A 23364-nucleotide genomic window follows, 5' to 3' on the forward strand; every position below is an offset into this window, starting at 1 on the left:
ACGGCGCGGCGGAAAAGCTCTGGCGGGGCAGAGCTGACGTTTTGACCTTGTGGGACGAGGAGGGGATTCGCCGTGCCCGCCGTGAAAAAACAACGGATTGCCAACGCTTGATCGCTCACTTGCACGGTGATGTGGCCAACCACGACACATCCGCTCCAACTCTGTGCCCTCTGTGGCTTGAAGTGTGGTTTTCAGAATGGTTCCTTGCTTTGCTAAGATGGACGCATGCCCGCCATCCTGCACCTGGAGCTGCCCGACTTCATCGCCGACGCCAATGATTCGGGGCTGGTCTTGCCGATCCCGGAGGAGCGGATGGCGTTCGTGATCGCCTTGGCGCGGCGGAATATCGCCGGCGGCGGCGGTCCCTTCGGCGCCGCCGTGTTCGAGCGGGATAGCGGACGCCTGGTGGCGGCGGGCGTCAATCGGGTGATTGCCTGCCGCTGCTCGTCGGCCCATGCGGAAATCGTCGCCCTGAGCCTGGCGCAGCAGCGCGTCGGCGGCTACGATCTGGGCGCCTCGCGACAACCGGCCCACGAACTGGTGAGCAGCGTGGAGCCCTGCGTGATGTGCCTGGGCGCCGTGCTCTGGTCGGGGGTGCGCCACCTGGTCTGCGGCGCTCGCGACGGCGATGCGCGGGCGGTGGGTTTCGACGAGGGCCCCAAGCCGGCGGCCTGGGGCGAGGAACTGCGCCGGCGCGGCATCGAGGTCACGCTGGACGTATTGCGCGACCAGGCCGTGAGCGTGTTGCGTGACTACGCGGTCGGCGGCGGCCTGGTGTACAACGCCCGCTGCGAATAGCGGGCGCCGCGACCCGTCGGAACGGCAGCCCTATATCCAGCCCGCGGTGGATAGCTCGTCCTTCAGGTAGGCGTAGTAGATGGGGGCGGCGATCAGGCCCGGGATGCCGAAAGCCGCCTCGAGCAGCAGCATCGCCAGGAGCAGTTCCCAAGCCCGTGCGGCGATGCGGCTGCCGATGATGTGTGCATTGAGAAAATATTCCAGCTTGTGGATCACGACCAGGAAAACCAGGGATGCCAGTCCCAGTTCCGGCGAGTGGGACAGGCTGACCACCACGATCGCGGTATTGGAAATCAGGTTGCCCACCACCGGCAGCAGGCCGGCGACGAAGGTGAGCGCCACCAGGGTCTTGGTCAAGGGCAGGTGTATGCCGCAGAGGGGCAGGACCAGGACCAGATACAGAGCGGTCAGGAATGTGTTGATCGCGGAAATGCGCACCTGGGCGAAAACGATGCGATGGAAGGCTGCGCTCAACTTGCGGGCCCGCTCCAGCAGGGCGGCCGCCAGGGGGCGATGGTCCGTGTCGGGATAGGTCTCGCGCAGCGCGACCATGGCGCCGATGACCATGCCCAGCAGCACGTGGGCCAGGCCGCGCGCCATGCCCTTGCCCACCAGTTGCAGATCGGCGCTGTGTTCCCGCAGCCAGTGGAGCAGGGCGTCGTGGATGGCCTCGGTGCCGGCGGGAAGCGCGGCGACCAGCCAGGCCGGCAGCGCGGCGCGGGCCTGCTCGACGATGGCGGCCAACTTGTTCGCCAGTTCCTGGAAACTGCCCGCTTCACTGCGCAGGAAGGCCAGCCCGAGCATTGCGGTTGCCGTGATCGCCGCGATCACCAGGACGCTCAGCAGCACCACCGCGGCCAGCCGGGCGCGATTGTCGGAAAGGTTGGATCCCAGCAGCGGGGCCAGCATATGCACCAGTTGATACACCAGGAGCCCGGCCAGGAGGGCGGGCAGCAGATGCAGATGCAGGATCAGCGGCAGGAGCAGGGCCGCCAGCAGCCAGGCGATCTGGCGGGCACGTTCGTCAGTGGGGGCCATGGGGCGTCGGTCAGTGCATGGAAACAGCCGCAGTCTACCTGCTCATTGGCAGTGAAACAGATGCCCGGTTACCGTGGTTCCGGAGATGCGGCAAGATCCCGGGCCACACGGAAACCGACATTGAAGGAGCGGTTGCGGGTGTCGTTGGTCAAACGGAACTGAATCCTGAGTCGCAACGGCTTGTAGTACCAAGAACCACCCCGCATCCCATGCTGGTGGCACTGGCCGGTATCGGTCCAGGCGCGCCCGTCACTCGGGGCGCCGTCGTAGTTTTCGCTGCGGCAGTCCTCCACCCACTCCCAGGCATTGCCCAGCATGTCGTAGAGCCCCCAGGCGTTGGGCCGGAAGTGGCCGACAGGCGAGGTTTGCCCGTAGCCATCCCGGCAATCGACCACCTCCCAGGCAGGGTGAGCATCCCGTGCGCTGAGATCGGCGCCGTTGGCAAAAACACATTGGGCGGCGGGCTTTTCATCGGGCCAGAACCGGCCGCGTCGGTGCCCGGCCTGCGCCGCATACTCCCACTCGGCCTCGGAGGGCAATCGATAACGCGCACCGGTTTTCGCGGAAAGCCAGCGTACATAGGACTGCGCATCGTCCCAACTGACGCATACCACCGGGAAGTCCTCGCCCTGCGGAAAGCCCGGAGCGAACCATCCCAGACGGGGCTCCGATATCCAATGATCCTCAGCATCGCTCGCCCAACAACCCGGCTTCTCGGGGCGATAGGCCGTGGCCTCCACGAACGCCCGGAACTGCGCCACCGTGACCTCATGGCGTCCCATGGCGAAACGCTTCACTGTCACAACATGGGGCGGTTGTTCGTCGGAGTCCGCCTCGGGCTCTGACGAACCCATCTCGAAATGCCCCCCGACGATCGGTGTCATTTCAGGGCATACCGGACATTCCCTGAACCCCTCGGCAGGCCAGGCCAGCGGGATGGAAAGGCACCCGCCCAACAACATGAACAGCGCGGTTCTCACGGTATTCCTGGGATATCAATGGTTTTACGTCTTGTCGGGAAGCGGCAAGACCGGGGTTCGACCGCCCCATTCGCTCGGGTCCATTCTATCGTCTGTGCCGCGCGGCTCGCGGCTTCTCTTCCCCGGATAGGGGCGAACCCGAGACCCCGACAGAGCTTTTCTGTCGGGCCGTCTCAAGGAAAAGCGGTCCGCGGCGCCAGCCGCAACCGATCGGTGCCGCTACAGCGTTCTCCGTAGTATCGAGCGCAGCGAGCCGTATCGCCCCCCCCCGGAGGGGGCGAAGGGGGGGGAACCCAAGATAAACTCCGCGGGTGAAAGCATGGATCGATTTTCCCTGTGAGGATGGTGGCCGGCTGTGCCGCTCCTTTTCCCGGCCGCGGCAGGTTCTGACCGCCCACCGGCCCGGCGAGGTGGCGCCGCTGCTGACGGCGGTCGAGCGTCATGGCCGCGCCGGCGGCTGGGCGGTGGGGTATGTCGCCTACGAGGCCGCGCCGGCCTTCGATCCGGCCTTGCGCACCCGGCCACCCCGGCCGGGCCGGCCTCTGGCGCTATTCGCGCTGTACGACGAGGCCGACGCGACACCGGCGCCGCTGCCGGCCGGTGCCTTCCGCTGCGGCCCCTGGAACATGGAAATGCCGCGCCACGCCGTCGAGGCCGAAGTGGCGGCCATCGTCGAGGCGATCGGGGACGGCCGCTACTACCAGGTGAATCTCAGCGCCCGTCTCACGGCTGTCTTCGAGGGCGAGCCGGGCGCACTGTTCCAGGCGCTGCGCCTGGCGCAGCCCGACGGCTATGGCGCCTGGTTCGACGGCGGCGACTGGCAACTGCTTTCCGTCTCCCCCGAATTGTTCTTCGACTGGACCCCGGCCGGCGAGCTCACTACCCGTCCAATGAAGGGCACCGCGCCGCGCGATGCCGACCCGGCCGTGGATGCCGCCGCGCGCCAGGCGTTGGTCGCGTCGGACAAGGAGCGGGCGGAAAACCTGATGATCGTCGATCTGCTGCGCAACGATCTGTCGCGCCTGGCGCGGCCGGGCTCGGTGAGCGTGCCGCGCCTGTTCGAGGTCGAGGCCCTGCCCACCGCCTGGCAGATGACGTCCACCGTGCGCTGCCGCACCCGGGCCGACGTGGGCCTGGCCGACGTGTTCGGCGCCCTGTTTCCCTGCGGCTCGGTGACCGGGGCGCCGAAAGTGGCGGCGATGGCGGCCATCGCCGAAAAGGAGGTGTCGCCCCGCGATGCCTATTGCGGCGCCATCGGCCTGGTGCGTCCCGGCGGCCATGCGGTGTTCAACGTCGGCATCCGTACCGTGAGCCTGGAACGGGACCTGGCCCGCGGTGTGGCCCATTGCGGCATCGGCAGCGGTGTGACCTGGGATTCCGACCCCGCCGCCGAATACGCGGAATGGCTGGTGAAGCGCCGCTTCCTGCTGCGGGCCAGCGCCGGGTTCGAATTGCTGGAGACCCTGCGCCTGGAGGACGGCTGCTACTGGCTCCTGGCGCGCCATCTGGCGCGGCTGGCGGACAGTGCCCGGCATTTCGGCTTTGTCTGCGACGAGGCGCGCGTCCGGCAGGCCCTGGCGGATACGGCGGAGCGTCATGCCGCTGGCGCCTGGCGGGTGCGCCTGCGCCTGGACCGTCGGGGCGCGCCGACGCTGGAGCGCTTTCCGTTGGAGGCGGCACCCGCCGCCGCAGTCGTCGATGTCGCGCTGGCCACCGGCCGCGTCGACAGCACTGACGAATTCCTGTGTCACAAGACCACCGAGCGTGCCTTGTATGCGCCGCACGCGCCGTTGCCGGACCGGTTCGATACGCTAATGTGGAATGAGCGCGGCGAGCTCACCGAGTTCACCCGCGGCAATGTGGTCGTGGAACTGGATGGCCGCCGCCTGACGCCGGCTTTGGCATGCGGCCTCCTGCCCGGCGTGCTGCGGGCGGAACTGCTGGCGCGCGGCGAGATCGCCGAAGCCGTGATCCGGTGCGAGGATCTGCCCCGCGCCACGGGCCTCTGGTTCATCAACAGCGTGCGCGGCATGTTGCCGGCGCGGCTGGTTCAAGCCGCGGAGCAAACGACTGACGGAGATGCGCCATGAAACGATTTGATCGCCTGACTCTTCTTCTGGCAACAGGGCTGGCGCTGACCGTCGCCAGCGGCTTGCTGTCGGCCGCCGAAGTGGAGGTCGGCATCGTCGACTCCCGCTTCGATCCGCCATCGGTACGGGTCGTCGCGGGTGACACGGTGCGCTGGCTCAACAAGGAAAAGCGCAACAACCATTCGGTGCTGTTCCACGGCGAGAACCTGGAGTCGGAACGCATGTTCCCCGGCGAGTCCTGGAGCCGACGCTTCGATGCGCCCGGCACCTATCCCTATAGCTGCGGCCCCCATCCGGAAATGCACGGCGAGGTGGTGGTGGTGCCCGTGGCGGCGGGCTCAGAGCAGGTCAAGCCCGCCCAGTAGGCCGCCCAGCGCCAACAGCCAGAGCGGATTGAGCCGGGTGCGGTAGGCCAGCACCATGGTGCCGGCGCTGAGCGCCCAGGCCGCCGGGCCGTGTCCGGCGGTTCGGGCCAGGAGCCAGGCGGTGGAGGCCACCAGACCGACGGTCACCGGCAGCAGACCGTTCTGGATGCGGGCACGCCAGGGGCTGGCTCGGAAACGCTGCCAGAGCCGGGCCACGACATAGGCGAGGATGCTGCTGGGCAGGCAGAAGGCGAAGGTGGCGAGCAGGGCGCCGGGCAGGCCGGCCACATGCCAGCCGATCAGGGTCACGATCAGCAGGTTGGGGCCGGGGGCGCCCTGGGCGATGGCGAACAGATCGTTGAATTCCCGCGCGCTCATCAAGTGGCCTTGTTCCACCACGATGCGGTGCATTTCCGGCATCACCGCGCTGGCGCCGCCGAAGGTGATCAGGGACAGGGCCGCCAGTTGCAGCGCCAAGCCGAACAGGAGGTCGGGTTTCACTGGGGCCGCAGCGCCAGGATCGACAGCGGTGCCAGCGCCAGCATCACCGGCGCCAGCGGCAGGCGCAGCAGGCCCACGGCGAGGAAGGTGGCAACGAGGAACAGCAGGCCCATGCGGGCGCCGCGGCGTCCGAGCGGGCGCGCCATTTTCAGCGCCATGTCGGCGAGCAGTCCGGCGGCCGCGGCGGCGATGCCGTTGAGGATGCGCCCCATCGTTTCCAACTGGCCGTAGTGGTCGTAGCCGATGCCCAGCAGGATCACGATGGTCATCGGCGCCGCCAGCAGGCCCAGCAGGGCGGCGCCGGCGCCGGGAATGCCTTGGTAACGGCTGCCCACCAGGATGGCGAGATTGCCGATGTTGGGGCCGGGAAGGAATTGGCACAGGGCCAGCAGGTTGGCGAATTCCGCCGGCTCCAGCCAGCGGCGCTTGTCCACCAGTTCCCGTCGCACCCAGGGCAGGGCGCCGCCGAAGGCGCGCAGCGAGATGGCCTGGAAGGCCAGGAACAACTGCGCCAATCCCGGAGCGGGCGCGCCCGACGGCAGGCTCATTTGTGGCGCCGGCGGCGGCGCCGCCGACCCGGCGCGCCGAACTCCTGGCGCAATGCCGACAGTTCCAGGAGTTGGGCCGCCACCGCGTGGTTGATGCTGCCAACCGGCACGTTGCCGTGGGCGTCGGGCGCGCCTGCGGGAATGCCGGTGAGCAGCTCGATCGCCTGATCCGCCTCGCTCACCGCATGGATATGGAAGCGCCCGGCGGCGCAGGCCTCGACCACGTCCTCGCGCAGCATCAGGTGCTTGACGTTGGCCTGGGGAATCAGCACGCCCTGCTCGCCGCTGAGGCCGCGGGCGGCGCAGAGGTCGAAGAAGCCTTCGATCTTTTCATTGACGCCGCCGATCGCCTGTACCTGGCCGTATTGATTCACCGAGCCGGTCATTGCCAGCGACTGGCGGATCGGCGCTCCCGCCAGCGCCGAAAGCAGGGCGCAAAGCTCGGCCAGGGAGGCCGAGTCGCCCTCCACCGGACCGTAGGATTGTTCGAAGACGATGCTGGCCGAGAGCGACAGCGGCAGTTCGCGGGCGAAGCGCGAGGCGAGGAAGGAGGAAAGGATCATCACGCCCTTGGAGTGGATCGCCCCGCCCAGTTCCGATTCCCGCTCGATGTCCAGCACGTCGCCCTCGCCCAGCCGCACCGTCGCGCTGATGCGTACCGGATGGCCGAAGGCCGCCTCGCCCAGCTCGCCTACGGCCAGGCCATTGACCTGGCCCACCCGGCCGCCGGCGGTGTCGATCAGCAAGATGTCCCGCTCCATCGCATCCAGGATACGTCCGGGAATGCGGTCGTTGCGGCGCCGCTGCGCCGCCAGCGCCGCCACCACGTCGGCGCGCTCGATCCGTTCGTGTCCCGCGCGTTCCGCCTGCTGGTCGGCCTCCTGCAACAGATCGGCGACGTGGCGGCTGGCGGTGGACAGCCGTTCCGCGTCCTCGGCCAGGCGCGCGGCATGCTCGATCACTCGCGCCACGGCCTCGCGCCGCAGCGGGCGCGTCCCGCTCTGGCGCGCCAGAGTGGCCACCAGCCGGGCGTAGAGCCGGGTCTGCTCGGGACTGCGCTCGACGCTGTCGTCGAAGTCGGCCGCCACCTTGAACAGGAACTGGAATTCCGGGTCGTATTCCCGCAGCAGGTAGTAGAGCATCCGTTCGCCGAACAGCACCACCTTCAGTTCCAGGGGCATCGGCTCCGGCTCCAGCGACTGGGTGCCGGCCAGGCCGAACACCTGGCCCAGGGATTCGATGCGCACCTGGCCCGATTTCAGCGCCCGCTTCAGCCCCTCCCAGGCATAGGGCTGCTCCAGCACCTTTTCCGCGTCCAGCAGCAGGTAGCCGCCGTTGGCCCGGTGCAGGGCGCCGGCGCGGATCATGGTGAAATTGGTGACCAGGGTGCCGAGGTGGGCGATCTGGTCCACCCGCCCGACCAGATTGGGATAGGTGGGGTGGTCCTCGCAGATCAGCGGCACGCCGGTCCTGGCGTCCTGGTCTACCACCAGATTCACCAGATAGCGCTGGGCCGTGATGCGTCCGCTCAGTTCCGTGGTGCCGGACTCGGCCTCGCCCTTCGATTCATCCTTCAGTTCGCTGCCCACTTCCATGACGTCGGCCATGGCTTCGTCGAGAAACGCCAGCACGTCGGGCAGGTCGGCGTAGCCGGCCTTGATGTCGTCGATCAGATGGCCCACCGCCAGGCTCATCGTCTCCCGCGAGAGCTGTTTGATCCGGGTCTGGGTTTCCCGCCGCCAGCGCGGGAACAGCCGCATCAACTGCTGCAGTTCCTCGCCGAAGCGGGCGATCAGGGTGCCGAAGCGCTCCCGCTCCGAGTCGGGCAGCTTGGCGAAATCCTCGGGCCCGAGGGCCTCGTTGCCCTTGATCGGGGCAAAGATGAAGCCATGCGGGGTGCGCAGGAGCGCCAGCCCCTCGTCTCCCGCCCGCTGGCCGAGCTGGCGCAGGGCGGTCTCCTCGCGCTGCTTCAGTTCCTCCTGCAAGGCTTCCATGCTGCTGCGGAAATCCTCGCTGTCGAAGGCGGCGGCAAGCGCGGTGGGCAACTCGCTGGCGAATTCCTGCATGTCCCGTCGCAGCCTGGCGCCGCGTCCGGTGGGCAGGCGCAGCAGGCGGGGCTTTTCCGGAGTGTCGAAATTGTTCACATAGCACCAGTCCGGCGGCGCCTCGCGATCCTGCGTGCCGCTCTTGATCAGGCGTTTCACCAGGGCGTGGCGGCCGCTGCCCGGCTTGCCCAGCACGAACATGTTGTAGCCCGGGCGCCGCATGGCGATGCCCATTTCCATGGCTTCGGTGGCCCGTGCCTGACCCAGCGATTCGACATCGTCCCGCAATTGGTCGGTGGCCTCGAAATCGAGCAGGGCCGGGTCGCAGCGACGGTACAGCTGATCCGGGGCCAGGGCGGGGACGGACAGATGAAGCGGGGGCGTTGGCTCGGTCGGAGGGCTCATAGCGGGCGGGGGGCCTGGCAATTCGGGGTTCTTCATTCTAGCGCCAGGATTTTTGCGAATCGTGAGGGGGTTGTATTCTTGGAAGCCGCTCAAACAAGATGTTCACGACAGGAAACACGATATGCGTCTGATTTGGAATGAAGCCCTTCGCACGGGTATGGAGGAAGTCGATCAGCAGCATCGGCAACTGATCGACATCATCAACGCGTTGGATTTCGCATGGGAGAACGATCAGTCGCCCGAGGAATTCGATCGGGGGGTTTCCCGGCTATCCGAATATGTCGTGTTTCACTTCGGTACCGAAGAAGCGCTCATGCTCACCCGGGGTGGCGATAGCCCTTATGTGGAGCGCCATCTCGGGGAGCACCGGCAATTCATCGAACACCTGGAAACATTCAAGCGTCTTCCGGAAGAAAGCCGCTGGCAGGGGGTCGCGTCCCTGGTGGATTACCTGAAAATCTGGCTCCTGGCCCATGTGATGGGTACCGACAAGCAGCTTGTCAGTATGGAGGGAAATGACGGGAAGTGAAGTGCGATGGACTATTCATCGGCGCGCCCCATCATCGAATGCAGGACCTTGTCCTTCAGTGCCACGGCATGAAAGATCGCCGCTGCGACGTGGAGGGCGACCAAGGCGATCAGACCATTGGCCAGGCCCTCATGCAGTTCCTTGAACGCCTTGGCCGTGTCCTTGCTCACGGGCAGCGGCGGTATATCCACCAAACCGAGCAGATCGATGGGCAGCCCTTTCCCCGATACCGCGATATAGCCACACACGGGTAGCAATATCATCAGCAGATAGAGGCCGAGGTGGCCTGCCTTGGCCAGCAAAGCCACGGCCGCCGCCATTGGATGAACGGGCGCTTTGACGAAAGCGCGCGTCAGCAACCGAGGCAAGGTCAGCAGGCCGATTGTCCCACCCAACAGAAAGTGGAATTGCATCAGCCGCGCGCGCAGGGGATCCGCTTTATCGAACGCCTCATGGCTCCATACAGCCCCGATGCACAGAACCATGAGCAGAACGGTCAACCAATGTTGAGCCCTGATGAGGGGAGGCCAGTTGTTGTTTCGCATCGCGTCATCCCAAACTGAAGTTGCTGTGAACTTTAGACGAATACCATTGATGGAATCTTAAAGTGAATACCCGGATATGGGTTGAAAAGTCGCAGGGCCGTCGCATGCATCCTCAGCACTTCATGGCCGGCATGCATGCCCTGCTTGGGTTGGATCGGGTCTCGACATCCGGGTGATGTCGGCGGATCAAGCCGCGTCAGTATTTGAGTTCGAGGCGCGCCGCCCAGGTGAGGTAGGTCTTGGTCACCGTCCTTGCCACTTGATCGATCGGGCCAAAGGTGGCCTGGTTCGCCGTTGCGTAATCGGCATGGAGAAGGTTGGAAGCCGACAGCCGTAGCTGCGTATTCGGATCGAAACGCCAAAGCGCGTAGAGATCGAAAACGCGTTTCAGACCCTGGCCGTAGATCTGGTTGTCGGTTTGCTGGACCGAGTAGGCCGGTGTCCAGTTCATGTTGCCGCCCAGGGTCAGGGGCAGGCTGCGCAGGCGATAGTCGGCACCGAGGTTTGCCGTGAAGGTCGGTTGCTGATCCAGTCGATTGTTCGGACCGACCACCCCGTCGACATGAGACCAGAACCGGCTGTAGTTGGCGCGCAGATCGATCGGTGGCGCCTCCGGATAAACCTCGGGCAGCCTCAGTTTGGCTTCCAGTTCGAGTCCCTGGGTCACGGCCTGACCGAAATTCTGCGGAGAACTCAGCCACCGCTGTGACGGCGACCAGCCGACCGTCTGCAAGGACGTCACATTCCGGATCAGGTTTTCGATGTTCCGGCGGAAGCCGCCGATGCTGACCAGCCCGCCTTCGGAAAAATAATGCTCGTAGGCGAGGTCCAGTCCCCAGGCAAGTTCAGGCTTCAGGAAGGGATTGCCGGAGGTGTCGGGGCTCGTCGCGGTGTTCGTGCCCGATGCCGGGTAGCCGCTGGCAAGCCTAGGGCGCGGGACCAGGTTCGCCAGGGTCGGCGATTTGTAGCTTCGGGTCAGGCTCAGTCGTATCTGGTCCTTGCTCTCCTCGGTGAAGCGCCACACGCTGTGGAGGAGCGGGCTGGCGACGCTGCTGTCGTTTTCGATGGCGTTGTTCAGCCAGTCGCTCCGGGTATGGACGGATTCCCAGCGCAGCCCGGCGTAAGCCGACCACAGGGGCGTGACGTCCCAATCCCTCTGCCCGAAAAGGGCGTAGCGCCGGGTGCCGGCTTCCAGTGTCGTGCCGTATTGGGCCAGTTGGACCACGCCATCCTGCACGGTCGTGTCCGTTTCGTTGCGATGGCTCTGCTCGACTTCCCAGCCCAGGGAAAAACTTTGTCCCGGCTGCGTGGACTGCGTGTACTTGCCGGCATTGCTGAAACCGCTGTCGCGTATTCCGCTGTGGCTCAGGGTCGTATGGGCCGGAAGGCCGGCCGCATCGTATTCGTGCCGCGATGTCTGACTGCTGCTGTCCGCATAATTGCCGTTCAGGCGGATTTCGAGCCTGGCGTCGTTGTCGAGTTTGTGGCGCCAGGTACTCATGGCGCGAAACAGCGTACTGTCCGATTCGGTACGCCAATTGGCCGTACGGTAGATACCGTCGCCGATCGGTGTATCCCGCAGGGACGTGCCGAAAGTCGTGTTTCTCGAAGCCATCAGAAACGGCATGACGATCAGGCTGTCGCCGCCGGTCAGCTTCCAGTTCAGGCGGGTGCCGAGATGCAGGTTGTCGGAGATCGCCTGGCTTTTGTCCTGCTGCGTCTGGAGCAGGGTCGGGGTCGATGTCAGCGCATTGCGTGCTTCGGTATGGGTTTGCGTCTCCGAAGTTTGATTTCGATGGGCGACGTTGGCATTGATGTTGTAGCTGAAGTCGTTCAGCGTGTCGCCCCGCTGGAACGAGAAGGATGGCTGGAGGTGGCCGTTTTCCCAGCCCAGGGCGAAACGTCCTTGGTTGTCGCGCCGGACATGGTTTTCTCGCAACACGATATTGATGATGCCGGCGATGGCTCGGGCGCTATGCTCGGCAACCGGCGCCCGCATGATTTCGATCTGCTCGATCTGCTCCGGCGCCAGGGAATCCATGGAAAAACCCCGTGGCGCCGGTTCGCCGTTGATCAGGATCATGGTGTAGCCGTTACCCAGCCCCCGCATGCGGATGTCGCCTCCGCGCCCCGGTGTGCCGGACAAGGTGACGCCGGGCAGCCGCTTCAGAATGTCGCCGACGGAACTGTCTCCGTAGCGGTCCAATTCCTCTCGGCCATAGACGATTTTGGCCGCAGTCGAAAAGCGCCGCTTGTCCACATCCTTGATGGCTTTCGCCGTGATCAGGACGTCTTTCATGATGAGCACGGATTCTCCAGGGGCGCGGCGCGGACTCTGGGGGGCGGTGCCGTCGTCGGTTTCGGCGGCGATGGCTTCCATGCCATGGAGCGATAGGACGGCGATCCAATGGCATGCAAGGGACAGGGCGCGTGACAATTCGGTAACCTTTGTTCCGGCTGGCGGCGTAAGCGGCGCTGAGGTGTGCGGCGGGAGTTGATCCGGTGCGGTCGACCGGGCGAGAGCACCGGCCGCTGGCGTTTATAGCGTATTCCCTCCCGTGCCTCGGCATGCGATTGAGACAAAATATTTTCGGGGTGGCCGCCGCCGTGCGCGGCAGGTAAATGCAACGGCGCTGCAATCGTGGGTGGTCAGTCCGTTGCCGATGAAATCATGGTTAGCGCATGTCGGTCCGCGCCGGTGGGAAGAAGACCGGAAAGGGCCAAGGACGGTACCGGCAGTTCCTGGGTTACTCCAGACCGATGTCCTTGAAGAAGTGCTTCATCTCCTCCCATGAGCGCCGGTCCGCCTCGGCGTTGTAAGCGGCGCCTTTCGAGTTGTCGTTGCCGGCGTCGGGATTGGTGAAGGAGTGGACCGCCTTCGAGTATTTCACCAGTTGCCAGTCGACATTGCCGGCACGCATCTCGTCTTCGAACGCCTTGACCTGCCCGGCCGGAACGAACGGATCGTCCGCGCCGTGCAGCACCAGCACCTGGGTCCGGATGTGCCTGGCATCGTCGGGAGTCGGGGTATCGAGGCCGCCGTGGAAACTGACGACGCCCTTGATGTTCGCGCCGGCGCGGGCCAGTTCAAGCACCGCCGTTCCGCCGAAGCAGTAGCCGATCGCTGCGATCCGCGTGGGATCCACGCCCTTTTGGCGCCGGAGCTCCTCCAGCGCGGCGTGGACGCGCGCACGGAAAAGGCCGCGGTCGTTCTTGTAGATGGCCGCCGTCGCCGCCGCATCCTTGGGATTGCCGGGGCGCACGCCCTTGCCGTAGATGTCTGCGGCGAATGCCACATAGCCCAGGTGTGCAAGCCGCTCGGCGCGGCCTTTCACATACGGTCCCAGACCGGTCCATTCGTGCACGATCAATACCCCAGGCCTCTTGGCGGGACCGTGCGTGTCGTAGGCCACGAATCCCTCGAGCACGGTATTTCCCTGCCGGTACTCCACCGCCTGTGTCACCACCTCCGCGCCGGCCTGCATCGAAAAGAAGCAAACCGTCGGAATGAGCCAGTAACGTACGAGATTGTGGATGGCGGTCATGTCCAGCTCCTTTCAATGCGCGTGATGCGCAGGTGTGTTGGGTTCGGACGAAATGAGGGTGGCCTTGAATGACAGAAGGCTGCCGCGCGGGGAGCTTGGAAAAGCCCCGAGGCGGCAGCCTCCTTCGAATGCCTGCAGGCTACGGTAGGCGCCCGAACTCAACTCGTTTCATGGTAGCCCACCATGGCAATCCGGCCAGAACACGGCCGGTATTCAAGCGTCGGTTCAGCGGATGAGATCAACCACCACTTTCACCAGTACGAAAAGCAGCGCGGCGGCGATCAGAAACTGACTGATCCGGCTCGCGTAAGTGATGGATTTGGATTCCGGGACGTAGGGTTGGGGTGCCTTGCTCATTTGAACTCTCCTGATTGTGTTGCGATGCATCATTTTTATACCTTAACTCTCGGCGAGTCAAGCATTGGCGCGGTTATTTTTAATATTGCGCAGCAGTATCCGGTGACTCCTTCACTACGTGTCTAGTCCCGCCTGGTTATAAACACGTTTTTTGAACAATTCTGGTTTTTTCTGCTGCCATTCCTTGAGCGCCTGAATGGGAGAACGATGGTTGAGTGCGCGCTGCGGAATCTGCTGGTTGTAGGTTTTTACATAGCGCGCAAGCGTCGTCTCCAACTCAGCGGCTGAAGCAAATCGGGTCTGGCTCACCACCTCACTGATTCGGCCATTGAAACGCTCGACCATCCCGTTGGTCTGCGGGTGGCGTGGCGGGCACAGGCGGTGCTCGATGTTCAGCGCCGCGCAGCGTACATCAAAGACGTGGCGTCCTGTGGGCTCACGCTTTTTGCTTGTGAAGCGGTCGGTAAACTGGCTGCCGTTGTCCGTGAGCAGTTTGACGATCTTCATCGGTGCGGCGCGTTCCAGGCGGTTCAAAAAATCCACGCTGCTACGCTCGCTTTGATCGGCATAGATATGCATGAACACCCAGCGTGTGGCGCGATCGATAGCCACAAACAGGTAGCGCCGCTCTTTTTCGTCGGGCATCTGCGGTAAGTACTTGATATCCATGTGCAGGAAGCCTGGCTCGTAATCCTTGAAGGTTTTGACAGAGGGCTGGATTTCGCCTGCATCGGCCAGTGCCTCGGCTTGTTGTTGGCGCAGGTTGGCCACGCCATGGCGGCGCAAGCAGCGATCCAGTCCCGAGCGCGAGACTTCCGGATTGATGAATTCGCGCACCACAGCCACCAGGTCATCTAACGGCAGCAGCGTCAGGCGCCGTAACGCCACGACAATCGCCTCTTGCGCAGGCGTCAGCGTGGTACAGAGCTTGTGCGGGCGGTGCGATAAATCCTCCGGACTATCGCGCCGCTTCCACTTACGCGCGGTCGCTACGCTGATGTTGTAGCGTTCTGCCAACTCAGCCAGCGATGCGGATGACTGCTTGATCTCTGTTCGCGTTCGAGGGGTCGTTCGGGCTTGGGCGTGGACTTCACTCATGTCGCTTGCTTCGCTTTCAAGGTTTCAATCAGACCACGCATCACTTCTCTTGCTCGAAAGAGTGGCCAGCTACGAAGCGGGATATGATCACACGGGATGCAACAACTACGCGACCAACGCTAGCTCCGTCTGACGAGGATGAACCGGCTTGCGCCGGCGAATGTTGGCGGTGGCGTTGTTGTTACAATCGCCAAGCCAAACGTCCTAAAAAACTATTTTCGATCAGGAGGAGTCACGCATGGGCAGACTTGCAAACAGAACGGCCATCGTTACCGGGGCCGGTCTCGGTATCGGCAAGGGAATCGCGCGTCGCCTCGCGGCCGAGGGGGCGGCGGTGGTGATCGCGGAGTACAACGAGGCGGCGGGCCAGGCGGCAGCGGAGGAAATCCGCCGGGACTTTGGCGCCAACGGCGCCAAGGCGTTGGCACTGACCGTGGATGTGCGCGACAAGGTCCAGGTGCTGTCCATGGTGGATGCTGTGGTGAAGGCCTTCGGCACGGTCGACATCCTGGTGAACAATGCCTGGGCCTCACGGCCGGGTGGCAAGAACATGTCCCCCGTGGAAGCCAAGGTCGACGAGGACCTGGATCACGCCTTCAAGATCGGCTACATGTCCGCCTTCTGGGCCATGCAGGCCGTTTTCCCGCTGATGAAGGAACGACAATGGGGCCGCATCATCAATCTGGCATCGCTGAACGGCGTCAATGCCCATCCCTACACTCTGGAGTACAACTCGGCCAAGGAGGCGTTGCGCGCGTTGACCCGTACCGCTGCCCGTGAGTGGGCTCAGCATCAGATCTGCTGCAACATCATCTGCCCCGGCGCGGCCACCGAGGCCTACAAGAAGTTCGCCGCGGCCCAGCCCGAGAATGCCGCCCAGATGCTGAAACTGAATCCGATGGGACGGATGGGTGACCCGGAGTTCGACATCGGCAGCGTGGCGCTGTTCCTGGCCAGCGACGATGCCCGCTATCTCACCGGCAACACCCTGTTCGTCGATGGCGGCAGCCACATCAACGGTGTGCCTTGGATGGCGGGAGGCACCTGACGGCAGGGGGGGCGGACCGCTGCCACGCCCCCTCCATTCGGCAGCGGGCCGTGATTGATCGCAGTACCCGGCGCGTCAGATCTGTTCGGGTTGCATTTCAATGGCGCCGCACGGGCACTCGGCAACGCACAGCCCGCAGCCCTTGCAGTAGTCGTAGTTGAAGCGGAAGCGCCGGCCCGGCCCCAGCTTGATCACGGCGTTGTCGGGGCAGACGCCGTAGCAGTTGTCGCATTCGAAACAGTTGCCGCAGGACAGGCAGCGCCGGGCTTCGAACAGGGCGTTGTCCTCGCCGAGTCCGCCCTTCACTTCCTCGAAGTTGCTCTGGCGCCGGGCGGCGTCGAGCATCGGCCGCTGCTGGTGGGGGGCGTCGGTGTAATACCAGGTGTTCAACTTGTCGTGGGTGGCGACCGCGTGCTTGGGCGGCGGCGCGTAGGCGCGGCCGTGGAGCCAGGCGTCGATGTGGCGGGCCGCTTTTTTGCCGTGGCCCACGGCCACGGTGACGGTGCGTTCCGAGGGCACCATGTCGCCGCCGGCGAAGATGCCGGGATGGCCGGTCATCATGTCGGCGCCCACCTGCACCACGCCATCATGGATCTTCAGGCCGGGCACGCCCTCCAGCAGGGACAGATCGACGTCCTGGCCCAGGGCCAGCACCAGGGCGTCGGCCTCGATGGTCTCGAACTCGCCGGTGGGCTGGGGGAACCCGCTGGCGTCCAGTTCCATCTTCTCCACCGTGAGCGCACCCTCGTCGGCGCGCTTGATGGTGGACAGCCACTTGATCATCACGCCTTCCTGCAAAGCTTCCTCCACCTCGAAGTCGTGCGCCGGCATCCGGTCCCGGGTGCGGCGGTAGACGATCACCGCCTCGGTGGCGCCCAGTCGCCGCGCGGTGCGGGCGGCGTCGATGGCGGTGTTGCCGCCGCCGTAGACCACTACCTTGCGCCCCAGCAGCGGCTTCTCGTCGCCTTCCATGGAGCGCAGCAGGGAGACCGCGTCCATGATCCGCGCCGCGTCGCCGGCGGGAATGTAGGCGCGCTTGCCGATATGGGCGCCGACGGCGAGGAAGGCGGCGTCGAAACGGCCTTCCCGCATGGCGTCGAGAATCCGTTCCACTTTCCGGTCGAGCCTCAGCGTCACCCCCAGGTCGAGGATGCGCTGGACTTCCGCCTCCAGCACGGCGCGAGGCAGGCGGTACTGGGGGATGCCGAAGCGCATCATGCCGCCGGCCAGCGGGCCGGCTTCGTGGACTTCCACCTGATGTCCCAGCCGCGCCAGGTGGTAGGCGGCGGACAGGCCGGAGGGACCGGCGCCGACCACCAGCACCCGCTTGCCGCTCGACTGCGCGGGTTTGGCGAAGGCCCAGCCCTGCTTGATCGCCTCGTCGCCGAGGAAACGCTCCACCGCGTTGATGCCCACCGCCTCGTCCAGTTGTCCCCGGTTGCAGGCGCTCTGGCAGGGGTGGTAGCAGACCCGGCCCATGATCGCGGGCAGCGGGTTGTCCTCGGTAAGCACGCGCCAGGCGGACTCGTAGTCGCCGGACTCGGCATGGAACAGCCAGCCTTGGATGTTTTCGCCGGCGGGGCAGGCGGCATTGCAGGGCGGCAGGCGGTCGACATACACGGGCCGGGCGGTGCGCCAGGAGCCGGTGCGGTTGGCCAGGCTGGAACCGACGTCGAGGGTGATGGCGAAGGGCTTATCCATGGCGATGTTCTCCGGAATGGCGGGTGGTCATCGGGATTCCTCGGTCAGTCGGTAGCGGCGGATGTTGCGCTCGGCCAGGGCCTGGAGTTGGGCGATCACCTCGTTGCGCGGGGTCGGCGCGAACAGGTGGGCATAGCGTTTCTGCGGCCGCAGGTAGTCCTCCACCGGCAGCGGCTTGCGGATTTTCAGCGCACCGGTGATCTCGCCGCCTTCCGCTTCGAACACCGGGAACAGACCGGTCTCCTTGGCCAGCCGGGCGATGCGGATCGTGTCGTGGGAGGCGGTGCCCCAGCCCAGCGGGCAGGGCACCAGGATGTGGATGTAGCGGGCGCCGCGGATGCCCATGGCCCGCCGCACCTTGGTTTCCAAGTCGTGCAGATCGGCCACGGTGGCGGTGGCGACATAGGGAATCTCGTGCGCCAGGGCGATCGCCGGGACGAACTTGCCCTGGCCGAAGACGTTGCCCGGCTCCGCGCCCACCGCCGCCGTGGTGGCGGTTCGGGCCGCCGGCGGGGTGGCGGAGGAGCGCTGCACGCCGGTGTTCATGTAGCCCTGGTTGTCGTAGCAGATGTAGAGCACGTCGTCGTTGCGCTCGAACATGCCCGACAGGCAACCGAAGCCGATGTCGGTGGTGCCGCCGTCGCCGCCCTGGGCGACCACGCGCACCGGATTGCCCTTGACCTTCATCGCCGCGGCGATGCCGGTGGCGACGGCCGCGGTGTTGCCGAACACCGAGTGGATCCAGGGAATCTGCCAGGAGGTTTCCGGATACGGCGTGGAAAAAACCTCCAGGCAGCCGGTGGCGTTGGCGGCCACCATCTGGCCGCCGCAGGCTTCCATCGCGGCATCGATGGCGTAGCGCGCGCCCAGCGCCTCGCCGCAGCCCTGGCAGGCGCGGTGGCCGGAGTTGATGGAGTTGAAGCGCTTTGCGCTGGACTGGACGCTGCGCTGCTGCGTCTCCAGCAGGCGGTTGCCGACGGTGAAGGTGCCGGTCTGGTAGAACTTGACGGGTTGGAAGGCCATCGCCGCGCTCCTGTTCAGTAATTTCTGGCGGCGACGACGCCCACGTCGCGCAGCAGGTTCTCGGCGATGGGGCCGGAGCGGCGCATCTGCCGTTCCCGTTCCAGTTGCCGGTCCACGATGGCCCGGTCGAGGTCGAGGAAGGTGAGGTGATCCAGCGCGTCCCGTTCCGCTTCCCGGAACAGCTTGTGCAGCGACTTCTTGGTGATGGCGCGGCCGCCGAGGCCGGCGATCACGGTGTAGCCAAGTAGCTGCAGGCCCGACAGGGCCATCCGCACGTCGGTGGACAGGATTCCGCCGATGCCTACCGCCAGGCTCTTTTCCAGCACCACCACGCGCTTGGCGCCGGCCAGGGCGGCCCGTACCGCGTCCAGCGGGAAGGGGCGGTAGCTGACGATGCCCAGCGCGCCGATGGCGTGGCCGTCGGCGCGCATTTCGTCGATGGTGTCCTTGATGGTGCCCAGCACCGAGCCCATCGCCACGACGATGGTTGCGGCGTCCTCGGTGCGGTAGGGACGCACCAGGCCGCCGCTGTCGCGGCCGAAGATTTCCCGGAAATCGGCGGCGTATTCGGGGATGCGCGCCAGGGCCTGCATCTGTTTGGCGTGGGCCAGATAGCGCACTTCCATGAAGGCCTCGGGGCCGACCATGGCGCCGATGGAGACCGGTTCGGCCGGGTCCAGCACCTGGCGCGGCGCATAGGGCGGCAGGTAGGCGTCCACCTGGGCCTGCCCGGGCATGTCCACCCGCTCGTAGGCGTGGGTCAGGATGAAACCGTCCATGCAGACCATCACCGGCATCGACAGCTCCTCGGCCAGGCGGAAAGCCTGGATGTGCAGGTCCAGGGCCTCCTGGTTGGTCTCGGCGAACAATTGCAGCCAGCCGGAGTCGCGCTGCGAAAGGGAGTCGGAGTGATCGTTCCAGATGTTGATCGGCGCACCGATGGCGCGGTTGGCGATGGTCATCACGATCGGCAGGCCCAGCCCCGATGCGTTGTACACCGCTTCCGCCATGTAGAGCAGGCCCTGGCTGGCGGTCGCGGTGTAGGCGCGGGCGCCGGCGGCGGAGGCGCCGATGGCCACCGACATCGCGGCGAATTCCGATTCCACGTTGACGAACTCGCAGGGGCTCAGGGCGCCGGTCTTCACCAGCTCGCCGAGGGCCTCGACGATATGGGTCTGCGGCGAGATCGGATAGGCGCAGATCACTTCGGGGCGGCACAGCGCCACCGCTTCCGCCACGGCGCGGGAACCTTCCATCTGCTTAAGCATGGCCGGGTTCCTTTGCGAGGGTGGCCGCCATTTCGGCGCGGACGACATCGAAGGCCTCGCCGGCGGCGACGACGTTGCCTTCGGCCACCTTGGCCGGGAAGCGCTCACGGATCGCCTTGGCCACCGATTCCAGTTGGATCAGCCCGGAAAGGGCGGCGAAACCGCCCAGCAGCGGCACGTTGGGCAGAGACCGGCCCAGGTGCCTCAGTGAAATTTCCGTGGCCGGCACGGTGCACAACCGTTCCGGGCGGCAGCCGCGGACGAATTCGCCCAGTCCCAGCGCCTCGAAGCTGCGGGAAGTATTGATCAGGATGTAGCCGTCCCGCTTGAGGCCGGCGAAGACATCGACCTGGTGGAGCAGGGTGGGGTCCTGGATGATCAGGGCGTCGGGCTCCATGATGGGTTCGCGCAGCCGGATCTCGCGGTCGTCGATGCGGCAGAAGGCCACCACCGGCGCGCCGGTACGCTCCGAACCGAAGCTGGGGAAGGCCTGGGCATGGCGGCCTTCGTCGAAGGCGGCGACGGACAGCGTCTCGGCGGCGGTGACCACGCCTTGGCCGCCGCGACCGTGGATTCTTACCTGGAACATCGGGCCTGGCTCCTTGTCTTCGAGTGTATCCGTAGGTTAACCCGCCTTGCCGGTCGCGTCATCTTTGGATACTATGTTTCGCAATACGGTTTTTGATCTCGCATTGCAAAATATTGGCAACCAACCGGGCTACCTTCCGGTCATGGTTTAAGCTAGGCGGAACGCTTGCTACCCTCAAGCGACAACAACAACTCTCACGAGGAGGAAACGATGAGTTCCTTGCCGTCCCTGCTGGCGTCCGGCGATGCCGATCCCCAGGAAACCCTCGAGTGGCTGGACGCTCTGGAAGCGGTGATCGAGCAGGTGGGACCGGAAAGGGCCCACTACCTGATCGAACGCCTGATCAAACTGGGCCAACGCGCGGGCATCAACCTGCCCTACAGCGCCAATACCGAATACATCAACACCATTCCGCCGGACCGGCAGATCATCGCGCCGGGCGACTACGCCATCGAAAACCGCATCCGCGCCTACGTGCGCTGGAACGCCCTGGCGATGGTGTTGCGCGCCAACAAGGACGATTCGGGGCTGGGCGGCCACATCGCCAGCTTCGCTTCCGCCGCGACGCTGTTCGACGTCGGCTACAACCATTTCTGGCATGGCATCGACTCCCCCCAGGGCAGCGATCTGGTCCTCATCCAGGGCCATTCGGCGCCCGGCGTCTATGCCCGGGCCTTCATGCTGGGCGGGCTCTCCGAGGAGCAGCTCAACAACTTCCGGCGCGAGGTGGACGGCAAGGGGCTGTCCTCCTATCCCCATCCCTGGCTGATGCCGGAGTTCTGGCAATTCCCCACGGTCTCCATGGGCCTGGGGCCGCTGCAGGCCATCTACCAGGCCCGCTTCATGAAGTATCTGCAGGATCGGGGCCTGGCCGAAACCAGCGGCCGCAAGGTCTGGGCGTTCATGGGCGACGGCGAGATGGACGAGCCCGAGTCGATGGGCGCCATCGGCATGGCCGGCCGCGAGAAGCTCGACAACCTGATCTTCATCGTCAATTGCAATCTGCAGCGCCTGGACGGCCCGGTGCGCGGCAATGGCAAGATCATCCAGGAACTGGAGTCCGACTTCCGCGGCGCCGGCTGGAACGTGATCAAGGTGATCTGGGGCAGCTACTGGGACCCGCTGCTGGCCCAGGACAAGACGGGCCTGCTGCGCCAGCGCATGATGGAGTGCGTCGACGGCGACTATCAGACCTTCAAATCCAGGGATGGCGCCTATGTGCGCCAGCATTTCTTCGGCAAGTATCCGGAGCTGGCGAAAATGGTCGCCAACTGGAGCGACGACGAGATCTGGCGCCTGAACCGCGGCGGCCACGATCCCCACAAGGTCTATGCGGCCTACCACGCGGCGGCGAATCACAAGGGCCAGCCCACGGTGATCCTGGCCAAGACCATCAAGGGCTACGGCATGGGCGAGTCGGGCGAGGCCCAGAACATCACCCACCAGCAGAAGAAGATGGGCACCACCTCGCTGAAGGCCTTCCGCGACCGCTTCAAGCTGCCGATCAAGGACGAGGAACTGGAAAGCCTGCCCTACCTGACGTTCGAGGAAGGCTCGCCGGAGCTCAACTACATGCGCGAACACCGCATGGCCCTGGGCGGCTATCTGGCCAAGCGCCGGCGGGCCGTGGAGTCGCTGCCGGTGCCGCCGCTGTCGGCCTTCGAGGCGCAGTTGAAGGGGGGCGGCGAGGGGCGCGAGTTCTCCACCACCATGGCTTTCGTGCGCATCCTCAACGTGCTGCTGAAGGACAAACTGATCGGCAAGCGGGTGGTGCCCATCGTGGTGGACGAGTCCCGCACCTTCGGCATGGAGGGGCTGTTCCGCCAGATCGGCATCTGGAACCAGGACGGCCAGAAGTACGTGCCGCAGGACGCCGATCAGTTGATGTTCTACAAGGAGTCCAAGAACGGCCAGATCCTCCAGGAAGGGATCAACGAGGCGGGCGCCATGGCCAGCTGGATCGCCGCCGCCACCTCCTACTCGACCCACGGCGTGCAGATGATCCCGTTCTACGTCTTCTATTCGATGTTCGGCTTCCAGCGTTTCGGCGACCTGGCCTGGGCCGCCGGCGACTCCCGCTCGCGCGGCTTCCTGGTGGGCGGCACCTCGGGCCGCACCACGCTGAACGGCGAGGGTTTGCAGCACGAGGACGGCCACAGCCAGGTCCTGGCGGCGACCGTGCCCAACTGCATCGCCTACGACCCCACCTTCGCCTACGAGGTGGCGGTGATCGTGCAGGACGGCCTGCGCCGCATGGTGGCCGAGCAGCAGGACGTGTATTACTACCTGACGGTGCTGAACGAGAACTACGAGCACCCGGCGATGCCCGAAGGCGCGGCCCCCGACATCCTGAAGGGCATGTACCTGTTCAGGAAGGGCGCCGCCTCCAACGGCCCGCGCGTGCAGTTGCTCGGCTCCGGCGCGATCTTCCGCGAGGCCATCGCCGCCGCCGATCTGCTGAAGAGCGACTGGGGCGTGGAAGCGGACCTGTGGGGCTGCCCCTCCTTCAACGAGTTGGCGCGGGACGGCCAGGACTGCGCGCGCTGGAACCTGCTCCACCCCAACGACGAGCAGCGTGTGCCGCATGTCGGCGCCTGCCTGGCGGACACCCGCGGCCCGGTGATCGCCGCCACCGACTACATGAAGCTCTACGCCGAGCAGATCCGCGCATTCGTGCCCCGCGCCTACCGGGTGCTCGGCACCGATGGCTTCGGCCGCTCCGACACGCGGGAGAAGCTGAGGCATTTCTTCGAGGTGGATCGCCACTGGATCACCCTGGCGGCCTTGCGCGCCCTGGTGGACGAGGGTGCGGTCGACGGCGGCATGGCGGCGGAGGCGGTGACCAAGTACGGTCTCGATCCGAACAAACCCAACCCCACCCGCGTCTGAGG

At 65.5% G+C, this 23364-nt stretch carries 20 protein-coding genes; 6 read left to right on the forward strand and 14 right to left on the reverse strand.

Annotated features, from left to right (window positions below):
* Positions 1-225 precede the first annotated feature (225 nt).
* A complete protein-coding gene (locus B9N43_RS01355) occupies positions 226-798 on the forward strand; it encodes a nucleoside deaminase (RefSeq protein ID WP_145840551.1) in 573 nt (190 codons plus the stop codon).
* Between the two features lie 30 nt (positions 799-828).
* Here B9N43_RS01355 and B9N43_RS01360 read toward each other — a convergent pair whose 3' ends face one another.
* Both B9N43_RS01360 and B9N43_RS01365 read right to left on the reverse strand, forming a co-directional pair.
* Positions 829-1836: an AI-2E family transporter gene (locus B9N43_RS01360; protein ID WP_145840552.1), complete on the reverse strand. Its 1008-nt coding sequence runs from the start codon at positions 1834-1836 to the stop codon at positions 829-831.
* A 68-nt stretch (positions 1837-1904) separates the two neighbouring features.
* Entirely contained in the window at positions 1905-2816 is a 912-nt protein-coding gene (locus B9N43_RS01365) for a formylglycine-generating enzyme family protein (protein ID WP_145840553.1), read from the reverse strand.
* A gap of 311 nt (positions 2817-3127) precedes the next feature.
* Between B9N43_RS01365 and B9N43_RS01370 the strand changes: the two genes are divergently transcribed.
* Positions 3128-4906 carry a chorismate-binding protein gene (locus B9N43_RS01370; RefSeq protein ID WP_145840554.1) on the forward strand — a complete coding sequence of 593 codons (1779 nt, stop codon included), beginning with the start codon at positions 3128-3130 and terminating at the stop codon, positions 4904-4906.
* Positions 4903-5271 carry a plastocyanin/azurin family copper-binding protein gene (locus B9N43_RS01375; RefSeq protein WP_145840555.1) on the forward strand — a complete coding sequence of 123 codons (369 nt, stop codon included), beginning with the start codon at positions 4903-4905 and terminating at the stop codon, positions 5269-5271. Before B9N43_RS01370 ends, B9N43_RS01375 begins: the two co-directional genes overlap by 4 nt.
* On the opposite strand, the gene B9N43_RS01380 is transcribed toward B9N43_RS01375, so the two are convergent.
* The 3 genes from B9N43_RS01380 to B9N43_RS01390 are packed head-to-tail and all read right to left on the reverse strand — an operon-like array spanning position 5245 to position 8770.
* The gene (locus B9N43_RS01380) at positions 5245-5772 is read right to left on the reverse strand and encodes a chromate transporter (protein ID WP_222428772.1); all 528 of its coding nucleotides are present in this window, start codon (positions 5770-5772) and stop codon (positions 5245-5247) included. The genes B9N43_RS01375 and B9N43_RS01380 overlap by 27 nt on opposite strands.
* Positions 5769-6320 (reverse strand): chromate transporter, encoded by a 552-nt coding sequence (locus B9N43_RS01385; protein WP_145840556.1) that lies wholly within the window; start codon positions 6318-6320, stop codon positions 5769-5771. The genes B9N43_RS01380 and B9N43_RS01385 overlap by 4 nt, the downstream gene beginning before the upstream one ends.
* Complete coding sequence (locus B9N43_RS01390; RefSeq protein ID WP_145840557.1) at positions 6317-8770, reverse strand: Lon protease family protein; 2454 nt, start codon at positions 8768-8770, stop codon at positions 6317-6319. Before B9N43_RS01390 ends, B9N43_RS01385 begins: the two co-directional genes overlap by 4 nt.
* A gap of 121 nt (positions 8771-8891) precedes the next feature.
* On the opposite strand from B9N43_RS01390, the gene B9N43_RS01395 reads away from it, so the two are divergent.
* Positions 8892-9299, forward strand: coding sequence for a bacteriohemerythrin (locus B9N43_RS01395; protein WP_145840558.1), 408 nt, complete (start codon positions 8892-8894; stop codon positions 9297-9299).
* Positions 9300-9310: 11 nt separating this feature from the next.
* Here B9N43_RS01395 and B9N43_RS01400 read toward each other — a convergent pair whose 3' ends face one another.
* From B9N43_RS01400 to B9N43_RS01415, 5 genes are all read right to left on the reverse strand, one after another.
* Positions 9311-9844 (reverse strand): cytochrome b, encoded by a 534-nt coding sequence (locus B9N43_RS01400; protein ID WP_145840559.1) that lies wholly within the window; start codon positions 9842-9844, stop codon positions 9311-9313.
* A gap of 196 nt (positions 9845-10040) precedes the next feature.
* A complete protein-coding gene (locus B9N43_RS01405) occupies positions 10041-12143 on the reverse strand; it encodes a TonB-dependent receptor plug domain-containing protein (RefSeq protein ID WP_186453923.1) in 2103 nt (700 codons plus the stop codon).
* Between the two features lie 448 nt (positions 12144-12591).
* Positions 12592-13389 (reverse strand): dienelactone hydrolase family protein, encoded by a 798-nt coding sequence (locus B9N43_RS01410; protein ID WP_222428773.1) that lies wholly within the window; start codon positions 13387-13389, stop codon positions 12592-12594.
* 225 nt (positions 13390-13614) lie between these two features.
* Complete coding sequence (locus B9N43_RS17470; protein WP_261379369.1) at positions 13615-13746, reverse strand: hypothetical protein; 132 nt, start codon at positions 13744-13746, stop codon at positions 13615-13617.
* A gap of 114 nt (positions 13747-13860) precedes the next feature.
* Positions 13861-14844: an IS481 family transposase gene (locus tag B9N43_RS01415; protein ID WP_145840561.1), complete on the reverse strand. Its 984-nt coding sequence runs from the start codon at positions 14842-14844 to the stop codon at positions 13861-13863.
* Positions 14845-15082: 238 nt separating this feature from the next.
* On the opposite strand from B9N43_RS01415, the gene B9N43_RS01420 reads away from it, so the two are divergent.
* Complete coding sequence (locus B9N43_RS01420; protein WP_145840562.1) at positions 15083-15892, forward strand: SDR family NAD(P)-dependent oxidoreductase; 810 nt, start codon at positions 15083-15085, stop codon at positions 15890-15892.
* 75 nt (positions 15893-15967) lie between these two features.
* On the opposite strand, the gene B9N43_RS01425 is transcribed toward B9N43_RS01420, so the two are convergent.
* Genes B9N43_RS01425 through B9N43_RS01440 form a run of 4 tightly spaced genes read right to left on the reverse strand, consistent with a single transcriptional unit; the run spans position 15968 to position 20473 of the window.
* The gene (locus B9N43_RS01425) at positions 15968-17593 is read right to left on the reverse strand and encodes an NAD(P)-binding protein (RefSeq protein ID WP_145840563.1); all 1626 of its coding nucleotides are present in this window, start codon (positions 17591-17593) and stop codon (positions 15968-15970) included.
* Positions 17594-17620: 27 nt separating this feature from the next.
* Complete coding sequence (locus tag B9N43_RS01430) at positions 17621-18616, reverse strand: thiamine pyrophosphate-dependent enzyme (protein WP_145840564.1); 996 nt, start codon at positions 18614-18616, stop codon at positions 17621-17623.
* 14 nt (positions 18617-18630) lie between these two features.
* Complete coding sequence (gene porA / locus B9N43_RS01435; protein ID WP_145840565.1) at positions 18631-19884, reverse strand: pyruvate ferredoxin oxidoreductase; 1254 nt, start codon at positions 19882-19884, stop codon at positions 18631-18633.
* Entirely contained in the window at positions 19877-20473 is a 597-nt protein-coding gene (locus B9N43_RS01440; protein WP_145840566.1) for a 2-oxoacid:acceptor oxidoreductase family protein, read from the reverse strand. Before B9N43_RS01440 ends, porA begins: the two co-directional genes overlap by 8 nt.
* A 210-nt stretch (positions 20474-20683) precedes the next feature.
* Between B9N43_RS01440 and aceE the strand changes: the two genes are divergently transcribed.
* Positions 20684-23362 carry a pyruvate dehydrogenase (acetyl-transferring), homodimeric type gene (gene aceE, locus B9N43_RS01445; protein ID WP_145840567.1) on the forward strand — a complete coding sequence of 893 codons (2679 nt, stop codon included), beginning with the start codon at positions 20684-20686 and terminating at the stop codon, positions 23360-23362.
* Positions 23363-23364: the final 2 nt, after the last annotated feature.

This window comes from Denitratisoma sp. DHT3 (assembly GCF_007833355.1).
Lineage (GTDB): Bacteria > Pseudomonadota > Gammaproteobacteria > Burkholderiales > Rhodocyclaceae > Denitratisoma.